The sequence below is a fragment of the Diplocloster hominis genome (assembly GCF_032380655.1).
Classification (GTDB): domain Bacteria; phylum Bacillota; class Clostridia; order Lachnospirales; family Lachnospiraceae; genus Diplocloster; species Diplocloster hominis.
The window spans coordinates 1-10919 of the sequence record NZ_JAWDIY010000043.1 but is presented as its reverse complement, the minus strand read 5'-3'; the positions used below and the strand labels follow the sequence as shown (position 1 = coordinate 10919).

General features: G+C 49.8%; 8 protein-coding genes and 1 pseudogene. All 9 read right to left on the bottom strand.

Annotated features, from left to right (window positions below; all coding sequences use genetic code 11):
- Window positions 1-124: 124 nt before the first annotated feature.
- The gene (gene fba, locus ABC831_RS23395; protein WP_158342620.1) at window positions 125-988 is read right to left on the bottom strand and encodes a class II fructose-1,6-bisphosphate aldolase; all 864 of its coding nucleotides are present in this window, start codon (window positions 986-988) and stop codon (window positions 125-127) included.
- 162 nt (window positions 989-1150) lie between these two features.
- Window positions 1151-1696 carry a P-loop NTPase family protein gene (locus ABC831_RS23390; RefSeq protein ID WP_343250486.1) on the bottom strand — a complete coding sequence of 182 codons (546 nt, stop codon included), beginning with the start codon at window positions 1694-1696 and terminating at the stop codon, window positions 1151-1153.
- Window positions 1697-1910: 214 nt separating this feature from the next.
- Window positions 1911-2297, bottom strand: a pseudogene (locus ABC831_RS23385) (lactaldehyde reductase); the annotation flags it as partial.
- Between the two features lie 90 nt (window positions 2298-2387).
- Complete coding sequence (locus ABC831_RS23380; protein WP_343250485.1) at window positions 2388-5777, bottom strand: ABC transporter permease; 3390 nt, start codon at window positions 5775-5777, stop codon at window positions 2388-2390.
- Window positions 5778-5904: 127 nt separating this feature from the next.
- A complete protein-coding gene (locus tag ABC831_RS23375; protein ID WP_343250484.1) occupies window positions 5905-6609 on the bottom strand; it encodes an ABC transporter ATP-binding protein in 705 nt (234 codons plus the stop codon).
- The gene (locus ABC831_RS23370) at window positions 6606-7310 is read right to left on the bottom strand and encodes a glycerol-3-phosphate acyltransferase (protein ID WP_343250483.1); all 705 of its coding nucleotides are present in this window, start codon (window positions 7308-7310) and stop codon (window positions 6606-6608) included. Before ABC831_RS23370 ends, ABC831_RS23375 begins: the two co-directional genes overlap by 4 nt.
- A 63-nt stretch (window positions 7311-7373) precedes the next feature.
- Complete coding sequence (locus ABC831_RS23365) at window positions 7374-8549, bottom strand: MGDG synthase family glycosyltransferase (RefSeq protein ID WP_343250482.1); 1176 nt, start codon at window positions 8547-8549, stop codon at window positions 7374-7376.
- 245 nt (window positions 8550-8794) lie between these two features.
- A complete protein-coding gene (locus tag ABC831_RS23360; protein WP_343250481.1) occupies window positions 8795-10039 on the bottom strand; it encodes an ammonium transporter in 1245 nt (414 codons plus the stop codon).
- 127 nt (window positions 10040-10166) lie between these two features.
- Window positions 10167-10505 (bottom strand): P-II family nitrogen regulator, encoded by a 339-nt coding sequence (locus ABC831_RS23355; RefSeq protein WP_343250480.1) that lies wholly within the window; start codon window positions 10503-10505, stop codon window positions 10167-10169.
- Between the last annotated feature and the right edge of the window lie 414 nt (window positions 10506-10919).

The window sequence follows — 10919 nt, the reverse complement described above, 5'->3', positions numbered from 1 at the left end:
CTTTAAACACTTTTTACAGATTAGAATTACTTTGGCTCAAATGATTGTGCAAAATAATGCGGAATTGGTAATTATAAAATGGCCCCCGCCAGCTGGCGGGGGCCACATCATATCTGCTTTATTCTCAGGCTTTTCCGATGGAGCCGAACAGTTCCATTTTTTCTTTTACGGTTGCTTTGATCGCCTCCAGGCCGGGAGCCAGGATTTTACGAGGGTCGAAGCCTTTGCCTACCAGGTCTTTGCCTTCTTCGATGTATTTGCGGGTAGCGGCTGCGAAGGACAGCTGGCATTCCGTATTTACGTTGATCTTGGCAACTCCCAGGGTGATGGCTTTTTTAATCATGTCAGCCGGGATTCCTGTACCGCCGTGCAGAACCAGAGGCATCTCTCCGGTCAGCTGCTGGATCGCATCCAGAGTCTCGAAGCTTAAGCCTGCCCAGTTTTCCGGATATTTTCCGTGAATGTTTCCAATGCCGGCAGCCAGCATGGTAACGCCCAGGTCTGCGATCATCTTGCATTCTTTCGGGTCTGCGCACTCGCCCATTCCGATCACGCCGTCTTCTTCGCCGCCGATCGATCCGACTTCCGCTTCCAGGGACATTCCCTTCTCCGCGCAGACTTTAACCAGCTCTTTCGTTTTCTCTACGTTCTCTTCGATCGGATAATGGGAACCGTCAAACATAATGGAAGAGAATCCCGCATCGATACATTTATAGCATGCGTCGTAGCTGCCGTGATCCAGGTGCAGAGCTACCGGAACCGTGATATTTAACTCTTCCAGCATTCCGTTCACCATACCAACTACTGTTTTATATCCGCACATATACTTTCCGGCACCCTCAGATACACCCAGGATCACCGGTGAATTTAACTCCTGCGCGGTCAGAAGAACTGCCTTTGTCCATTCCAGGTTATTAATATTGAACTGTCCAACTGCGTAATGACCCGCTTTCGCTTTCTCTAACATCTCTTTCGCTGATACTAACATTTTATCTACCTCCATACCATTATTTTATACAACAAGTCCTACCCTATTATACATGAAACCATTTACTTTTTCCATCTTTTTTTCCCAACATAAATCCAACTAATTCCACGTTAACGTTCACATTTTCCAATCAAAAGCAACTCTTTCAGACTCAAATTCCAGTCAAAGCCCACGCAATCCCACATTTTCTCCTGTTTCGGCCGAATATAAGCGCTTCCTCCGCATTCTATCCAGATAATCATCCGCATCTTTTCTTGTTTTAAATATGATAATATTCCTATTTTCCTGGTATCTCTCCAACAGTTTATATATCTGCGGCAATTGTTCATTCGGGAAATCCACAATCCACTGTCTGAATTCTTCATCGAATTCCGATTCCAACCACGGCAGATCTTCCCGCTTTTTCCCGATCCGTGATTCCGCGCCTGACAGGCAAGCCTCCAACGGATAATCCAACAGGAATACCGTGTCGCACGCGCACAGACGTGTTTCCAGCGTACGCAGATAATTTCCATCAATAATCCAGCGATCACTTTTGAGTATCTCACTTACACGTATATCAAATTCCTCTCTGGAGATATTGGTCCGATCCGGTTTGTGCCAGAGTACGTCCAGATAATATAACGGAATTCCGGCTGCATCCCGTAATTTTCGTGCAAAGGTGCTTTTACCAGAACCGGGACATCCAATGACAATCATTTTTAACATAAGTACTCCCCTCTGCCCCCGAAGCTTCCCATCGATCGCGGGCCGCCCCTTCTCTTATTATTCAATCAAAAAGGAAACCGGTCTTTCTCCTACATTGTTTATCCTGCACATAGATTTTACCACACTTCCATCATTTTCCATAAAAATAAGGGGCTGTCGGAAAATATGCAAATTCAATTCTCCGACAGCCCACACGCATTTCTTTAAGACCAGGTTACAGAAGAGAACGGTACAGCCCGATAATGTCATCCAGGCTTGCTTCCTTTGGATTGCCCGGAGCACATGCATCCGCAACTGCGGATTCCGCCAGGAACTGAATATCCTCTTCCTTTACGATTTCTTTTAAATCAGCCGGAATACCCACGTCCAGGGACAGCTTGCGGACTGCGTCCACTGCGGCCTTACGGTACTCATCCCGGCTCATGGATTCGGTCCCTTCCACTCCCATGGCGGCCGCGATATATTGATACTTGTCGCCTGTCATATCGGCATTATATGCCATCACGGTCGGCAGCAAAATCGCGTTGGCCACACCGTGCGGGGTATCGTAAACAGCCCCCAGCGCATGAGCCATGGAGTGCACGATTCCGAGTCCGCAGTTGGGGGGCGTTCTTCATACACACCTTGACCGAATCCGCCAGCCGGTATTTTGTTTTTCTCCCTTATTCACATCCGGCATATTCTTTTTCCTCTATTCCACGCTCTTCATGGATTCCACCATATCGATCTTCTTCAATTTAAAATGCATGGTGAAGTTTACAAACATAGAAAAAGCAAATGTAAATAACACACTGTACGCAAAGCTTCTGGGCTTGATCAGCCTGCCGAACATCAGCATATCAATTTCCGCTGTTATGATCACAAACCGGTGCAGCGCAACTCCCATGAACAGGCCGATCAGCGCCCCGATCATGGTCAGCAGTATATTTTCACGCAGCATATAAGCCGATACTTCCCCGTCAAAAAAGCCCAGCACCTTCAAGGTGGCCAGCTCCCGCTTCCGCTCTGTGATATTGATATTATTCAGGTTATACAGCACGATAAAGGCCAGCATACCCGCGGAAATGACCAGCACATAGATGATGGTGTCCATACTTTTTAACATATCCCGGATTCGGTTTTCCGTATCGCTGACGAAGCTTACTCCGCTGCACGCCTCCATGTTGATATATTCTTCCTGCAGTTCCTTTTGGAAAGCTTCCCCATTTTCCCGGTCCATGGTCAGGTATTCATTGTAGACTGGTTTCTCCTGGTATAGCTTTTCATAGAGTGCCGGTGTCATATAGACATAATGCATGAAGTAGTTCTCCGCGATATCACCTACGGTAACTTCAACCCGGCTGGTCTCTTTGTCTTTCAGATAGATCGTATCCCCCTTGGATATGCCGAGCAGCGTCGCCGCTTTTTCCGTTATAATCACCGTGTCATCCGTCAGCTTATAGGGAGTACCGGTGATCCGGTCCTTCAGACGGATATAGTCCTGTAACTGGTCCGGATATTCCGGAACCACCAGATACCCGCTTCGCTCTGCTCCTCCGAATCCGATATCCATGGCCACTTCCCTGGCGGGGAGATAGCTTTTTATCCGGTCATCAGACTTTACCTTATCCGCCAGCTCTTCCCGGGCCGGCGCATCCGCGTCCTCATCGATCCCGATGGACGCGTTGTATACCCGGACGTTCTCAAACTGCAGATCACCGATGGACATGATGGAATCCTGCAGGCCGAATCCCACCAGCAGCAGCGCCGTACAGCCCCCGATGCCCAGTACTGTCATGAGAAACCGCTTTTTATACCGGATCAGATTCCGGATCGTGGCCTTTCCGGTAAAGTTCAGATGCTTCCACAGGAAGGTCACCCGTTCCAGCATGACACGCTTTCCCGCTTTCGGTGCGGCAGGGCGCATCAGCTGGGCCGGTACCGCAAGCAATTCTTTATAGCAGGCGGCAACCACAGCGATCGTCGTACAGAATACGGCCAGCGCCGTGGACGTTACGGAATAGTTAAAATTCAGAGGGGTGACGATAGCCGGCAGATTATTATACAGGATCTTATACGCGCTGATGATCACATAGGGCAGCAGCTTCTGTCCCACCACTAAGCCCAGCAGGCTGCCGAACAGACTGGCCGACAACGCGTACCAGATATATTTACCGGCTATACTGGCTTTTCCATACCCAAGGGCCTTGAGCGTGCCGATCTGGGTCCGCTCCTCCTCCACCATCCTGGTCATGGTGGTCAGGGCCACCAGGGCCGCTACCAGGAAAAAGATCGCCGGGAATACATCGCCAATAGCTCCGATCCGGTCTGAGTTCTGTCCGTATTCCACATAAGTCTGCAGATACTGCCGGTCCAGCACGAACCATTCCGGAACCTCCAGATCATTTAACTTCTCTTTCGCATCTGCGATGTCCTGTTTGGCATCCGCAATCTTCGGCTCATTTTCCGCTCTGGCCTCCTCATACTCCTGCTGACCATCCGCCAGTTTCTGTTCCGCGTCCGACAGTTCCTTGCGGGCATCTGCGATCTTGTGTTCCCCATCCTGCAGCTCTTTTTTGGCATCCGCGATCTTGACGTCACCGTCATGGATCTCTTCCTGTTTCTCATACAGCAGCGCTTTGGCATCTTCGATCTGCCGCTGCGCGTCCTCTAACTCCCAGCCGCTGTCAGAAAGCTGCTGTTTCGCTGCCTGAAGCTTCGCTTCCTGCTGGGCCAGCTGGTCTCTGCCGGCTTCCAGCTGCTGTTCTCCGGCCTCCAGCTGCTGTTTGCCGGTTTCCAGCTCCTGCGCTCCCTTTTGCAGCTCCGGCTCCATGGCAGCGATTCCGGCTTCCAGCTGGGCGAGCTGGGCCTGCTGCTTGGGACTTAACGGGTAACCGGCATCCGCCGCTGCTTTTAAAGGGGCATAGGCATCTTTCATCTGCTTTAACTGCTCCGAAGCGGCGTTTAAACTTTGTTCCTGAGTATTCAGCTGCTCCCTGGCGTCTTTTAACTGGGCTTCGGTTTCCGACAGTTTCTGCTTCGCCTGTTCCAGCTCGCGCTCCCCATCGGAAGTCTGCCCGATACCCTCCTGCCACTTTTCCCTGCCCTCAGCTACTTTGTCCTGATTCTCTTCCAGCTCACGGAAACCGTCGGCCAACTGCTCTTTGCCGTCCTCAAGCTCCTTTTCCTTATCTGCCAGCTCCTTTTTGGCATCTTTTAGTTCCTGCTCCTTTTCTGCCAGCGTCACCTTCGCGTCATCGATTTCCTGCTGACCATCCTCTATCTTCTGCTTCGCGTCTGCAAGCTTTCGTTCTCCATCGGCCACTTTCTCTTGCGCGTCCCTGATTTTGTCATCGCCCTCTTTTTTTACCTCTTCATAGCGGGCCTGGCATCTGGCATCGGAGAGATCCTCGATCCCGGACACCAGTTTATCCACAAAATCATCATACTCATCTGTGTAACAGGTCAGCTCTTTCGCCCCCGCAGCCGTCAGACAGATCTCGGTGTAAGCCTCCAGCGCGAAGTCCTCCGTCGGAATCACGACAAAACCGTTCATATCCCCGCTTCCGATACTGCTGCTTCCCCGTTCCAGCGACAGGTACAGCGGACTGCTGCCATATCCCACGATCGTATATTCCGAGGTGTTCACGATATCGGACAGTTCCGTGTCGTTTCCGGACTGCACTGTGATCTGATCGCCGATCTGATAACCGTAAGAATCGATCAGCTTCTCGTCCACCAGACATTCGCCGGATTTCTGCGGCAGCCTTCCCTCTTCGATCTTCAGCTGGTTCACCGGGTCTGGCAGGGACATCAGCTTAATCACCAGCAGATTATCTTTTGACTCACACAGCACATCAGAAGAATACACCGGCATAACGTCCCCGGCTCCTTCTACCTGACGGATTGCCTCCACATCCTCATCCGTCAGCCCCAGCGTGCTGACGACCCGGATATCCATCAGATTGCTTTCGTCGTAAAAAATATCCGCCGAAAGAACCATATCCGGCTTTGACGCCCGGACTCCGGAAAAGAATGCCACTCCCAATGCTACAATTAATAAAATAGAGGCATATCGGTGAAAACTCTTTTTAATTTCCATGAAAAAATCTTTATGCAACGCATGTTTCTTCATCAGCCCGTCGAATGGCCTCCTTGCTTTTCGTCAAAATTCCGGTTTCTACTCTCTTAATTAGGTTACTCGTTTGCTGCCTGCTGATCTGCATCTGCTACCATTCAATGGTATCTACGGATACCGGTTCCGGATTCACTGTGATCCTGCTGACCTTTCCATTCTTGATCTTGATCATACGGTCTGCCATCGGCGCGATCGCCGAGTTATGGGTAATCACGATGACCGTCATGCCCCGCTCCCTGCAGGTATCCTGCAGAAGCTTCAGGATCGCCTTCCCGGTCTGGTAATCCAGCGCTCCGGTGGGCTCATCGCATAACAGCAGCTTCGGATTTTTCGCCAGAGCCCGCGCGATAGCCACCCGCTGCTGCTCGCCTCCGGATAACTGGGCCGGAAAATTCGCCAGACGCTCTCCCAATCCCACTTCGTTCAACACCTGTCGGGCATCCAATGGATTTTTACAGATCTGAAGCGCCAGCTCCACATTTTCCAGCGCCGTCAAGTTCTGGACCAGGTTATAGAACTGGAATACGAAACCAATGGCTTCCCTGCGGTACGCCGTCAGTTCCCGTTTCCGGTATTTACTGATATCCTGTCCGTCCACCAGCACTTCTCCCTCATCGCAGGTGTCCATACCGCCCAGTATATTCAGCACCGTTGTCTTTCCAGCGCCGCTGGGCCCTACAATCACCACGAATTCTCCTTCCTCGATCTCAAATTCTATTCCATCCACCGCATGTATGATTACCTCACCCATACGATAACTTTTTCGCACTCCTCTAAGGTTTACAAATCCACTCATTCAGACCGCTCCTTTTCTCCCTTATCATTCTCCATCCTCCATTTGCCGTGCCGCAAATCCGGGTATGTAGAAACGGAATGCTCCTTCATCCTTTGCAGGAGCCCTCCGGGAAATAATTGAACTTCCCATTTTCCCTGATTTGGGGCCAGCAGATGCTTCCCGATCACAAGCAGGGAGATCAGACAGCATCCACATAATATAGAAGGAATCCGAACCCGGAATCCGCACCAGACAGCAAACAGGAGAAACGACAGGATCACCCGGACATGGTGAGGCCGAATGACCAGAATTCCCGTAAACAGAATCAGAAGGGCGGCTAACATCCATACCGCGTCGCTGTGCGGGCTGATACCCAGCAAAACACCGAAAGTCACCGCGATTCCTTTCCCCCCTTTCCCTTTGCAAAATACCGGAAATGCGTGACCGGCCACCGGCGCGGCGATCACAAAGGCAAACAGAATGCTTTCGATACCGATCATTCTGGCCGCCATCCACACCGGCAGAAAACCCTTTCCAAGATCCAGGACCAGACATAATAAGCCCCAGCCGATTCCGACATATTTGAATACATTCCCGGCTCCCGGATTTTTGTCATCACTGACCGCACCGATATCGATATGACACAGATACCGGGGAACCAGGCTGCTGAACATCAGGCTGCCGCACAGGTATCCCGCGAGAGCCCAGATGAAATATCTCATATTTTCCTCCTCCTTGCGCGTATTTTATGCATATATCCGTAGCGGTATGCAGACTGCTCCGCATCAAACCTCATCTTCACCGGTTTCACAGCCCGCCTTATCTTCGCCGATCTTAATGATCTTATCCGCAATCCGGTCGCAGGTCTCAGGATAAATGTAAGCGCGCTGGGCCTCCAGCATCTGATTGCGCATGGTTTCATCCTTGCACAGCTGCCTGGCCGCCTGAAGCTGATCCTTGATCTTCGTACAGGAACAGGACATCCCCCGCCGGGAGAAGAATTCCGCGTTCCTGGTCTCACAGCCCGGGATAGGGTTCGTATGCACGATCGGGATATTCTTTACTGCCGCTTCGGTTCCTGAAAGACCGCCGGGCTTTGTAAAAAGCACATCGCAGGCATCCATGTACAGCGCTACGTGTTTTGTAAATCCGCAGATAATCACATTCTTGTGCCCTGAGAACAGAAAATTCAGCCGTCTTCTGAGTTTTTCATTATTTCCGCAGATAATCACTACATTTACCCGGTCCCCATAATAGCGGATCAGGTTCACGGTCAGCAGCTCCACTTTTCCAAAGCCCATACTGCCCGACATCACCAGGTAGGTTCGTTTGCGGGTATCCAGATGAATATTCTCCCGGCTGTTGATAACCATACGGGCTTTCTCCCGGCTGATCCTGGTCCGGAATGCCTTCATAACCGGTATCCCATAGGGCAGCAGCTTCTCCTTAGGAATTCCTTTGTTTACAAACTCTTCGCTCAGATCCTCATGGGGGATGACATAATAGTCCAGTTCCGTCTCCTCCCAGAACGGGATACTGGTATAATCCGTACAGACCGCCATGGTCCCGGCCTTCAGCCGGCCAGCCCGCTTCAGAGCCGTCAGCGTTTCCGCGCAGAACAGGTGCGGCGTCACCACCACGTCAAACTCTTTTTCTTCTATATAATCACCCAGTTTCCCGCAGCATTTCCGGTTCGCCAGGTAAACGGGGGACTTTATATGCATTTTAAACAAAAGACGGCTGATCGCTCCCCCGATCCGGTAGATTGTATGGAAAACAAAAGGAATCCGCGTGGATTTCACATAGGTCCCGGACACAGCCCGGTCCACTTTTTCTCCCATAAGCGCCATCATATTCACAAACTCAGCATCTATTCCCCGATCTGTCAGATTTTCATAGATCGCGCGTCCCGCTGCGTTATGCCCTTCTCCTGTATTACATGATATGACCAAAACCCTCATATATCTCTCCTCTGTCTCCTATGGTTCCTCTGCCGATTTTCAAATCTGACCAATATTCATTAACATTTCCTTTTCTATGACGATTGTACCTCTAATCCGGATTTCCGGCAACTAAAAATGAAAAACCAAACCGACAAACGTGCGCCGCCAGGTACAAAAAAAACCGCCGAAACCCCGGAGTGGAATTCCGGGGTTTCGGCTGAATACTATATGTACAACTGAGGGAAATAAGAGAAACGCTAAGATTAACGGTCTTCATGGTACCGGAAGTTGGAATAAGCGGACATCCCGTGTTCATGGAGATCCAGTCCTTCGTATTCTTCCGTCTCATTCACCCGAAGGCCGACGGTCTTTTTCAATACGAAGAAGATAATGAAAGCAAGAATTAAAACATATATCAGTACGGAACCAACACCGATCAGCTGGGTGATCAGGCTGCATCCGGTCCCGAAAACACCTGTCAGGATGGTGCCGAGAAGGCCGCAGGCTCCGTGAACGCCGATAGCGCCGACGGGATCGTCGATTTTGAGCACCTTATCCACGAATTCGATCACCAGTACCACGAATACGCCGGCGATCAGACCGATCAGAATCGCTTCCCAGCTGGATACCACATCGCAGCCCGCGGTGATGGCTACCAGACCGGCCAGGGAACCGTTCAGTGTCATGGATACATCCGGTTTGCCGTATTTGATCCAGGTAAATATAAGTGTCGCCAGTGTGGAAGCCGCCGCTGCCAGGTTCGTGGTCATGGCAATATCGCCGATGGAAGTGGCTGCCGCTGTGGTAGAACCGCAGTTGAAACCAAACCAGCAGAACCAAAGGATAAATACGCCCAGCGCTCCGATCGGGATATTGTGACCCGGAATCGCATTGGGTTTTCCTTCCTTCGTATATTTCCCGGTTCTGGGACCTAACAGCCATGCGCCGACAAGGGCACATACACCTCCTACCATATGTACCGCTGTGGAACCGGCGAAATCATGAAAGCCCAGCTGTGAAAGCCAGCCGCCGCCCCAGATCCAGTGTCCGGTAACCGGATAGATGAAAATACTGATGCAGGCGCTGTAGATCAGGTAAGAAACGAATTTGGTCCGCTCCGCCATTGCCCCGGAGACGATCGTAGCCGCGGTGGCGCAAAAGACCGTATGGAAGAAGAGAAAGGTACCGATGGGCAGCGAGGTGACCTCCTGCAGCGCGGCAGGATTGAAAAATCCGCTGGTTCCGATCACGCCGCCCGCATCTGACCCGAACATCAGCGCGAAGCCAAGGAGAAAGAAGAACAGGCTTCCGATCACAAAATCCATCATGTTTTTCATAATAATATTTCCGGCGTTTTTGGCTCTGGTAAACCCGGTCTCCACCATAGCAAAGCCTGCCTGCATAAAGTATACAAGAAACGCGCCGAGCATCGTCCACATAATATTCATCAGAAGTTCAACCGATCCCAGCTGATCCCCTGTGGAAGTAACTAAGTCCGATAAATTCATAATCATTCCTCCTCATAGAAATAGGATAAATCGAAAAAGAGATAACTGCAGTTTGCAATTATCTCCCTTGATAATCTTATTATCCCGTATATGGTAAACTATCGTTCCGTTGATTCTTACAAAATTCTTATAATGCTTCCTTTCCATGCTCCCCGGTACGAATCCTTACCGCATCTTCCACATCATAGACAAATATTTTTCCGTCGCCGTAGCTGCCGGTATTGATTGCCGATACGATTTTGTCAATGACCGTCTTAGCCATTTCCTTTGGTATCACTGTCTCCACTTTCACTTTCGGCAGAAGGTTTACATTGTATTTTGTACCTCGATACATCTTCGTGTATCCTTTTTGATTTCCATAACCCATAATATTGCTGATCATAACGCCATTGGCTTCACACTCTTCCAGAATTTCTTTCACTGCTTCCAGTTTTTCCGGTTTTACTATGATTTCCAGTTTTCTCATAACACTACCTCCTCATGGCTGATTGGCAGAAAGGGTACCGGCTTTCTTATGCCTAAAAGACAAGAATTATATAATCCAGAAATAAAAAAGACGTCTCTTAATTTCTTAAGAAAACGTCTTCGTCTTTTAATGAACTTTATTATACACAAATTTTTCCAGTTGTCAACCATTTTTTTCTTGCATTCTCTGCATTCTCGTTACGATTCACGGCCATCTTTGGTAAATGGGGATTTTGAGAGGGGACTGGCACTTTTCGGTAGGAAAGCTAAATTTTCAAGTAACTGCGTAGAGAAAAGGGCCTGTCCCCATAGGCGCGAACTTAAGCAAAAAGTCTAGGAAAAATAAAATAAAAAATAAATTCACCCTGCCTCCTCATTTTGTTGTAAAATAGTTTTGCGAAACAAATACATACAA

Coding starts and splice junctions, on each gene's coding strand:
- fba (WP_158342620.1), bottom strand. CDS start 988: ATGTTAGTATCAGCGAAAGAGATGTTAGAGAAAGCGAAAGCGGGTCAT.
- ABC831_RS23390 (WP_343250486.1), bottom strand. CDS start 1,696: ATGTTAAAAATGATTGTCATTGGATGTCCCGGTTCTGGTAAAAGCACC.
- ABC831_RS23380 (WP_343250485.1), bottom strand. CDS start 5,777: ATGGAAATTAAAAAGAGTTTTCACCGATATGCCTCTATTTTATTAATT.
- ABC831_RS23375 (WP_343250484.1), bottom strand. CDS start 6,609: ATGAGTGGATTTGTAAACCTTAGAGGAGTGCGAAAAAGTTATCGTATG.
- ABC831_RS23370 (WP_343250483.1), bottom strand. CDS start 7,310: ATGAGATATTTCATCTGGGCTCTCGCGGGATACCTGTGCGGCAGCCTG.
- ABC831_RS23365 (WP_343250482.1), bottom strand. CDS start 8,549: ATGAGGGTTTTGGTCATATCATGTAATACAGGAGAAGGGCATAACGCA.
- ABC831_RS23360 (WP_343250481.1), bottom strand. CDS start 10,039: ATGAATTTATCGGACTTAGTTACTTCCACAGGGGATCAGCTGGGATCG.
- ABC831_RS23355 (WP_343250480.1), bottom strand. CDS start 10,505: ATGAGAAAACTGGAAATCATAGTAAAACCGGAAAAACTGGAAGCAGTG.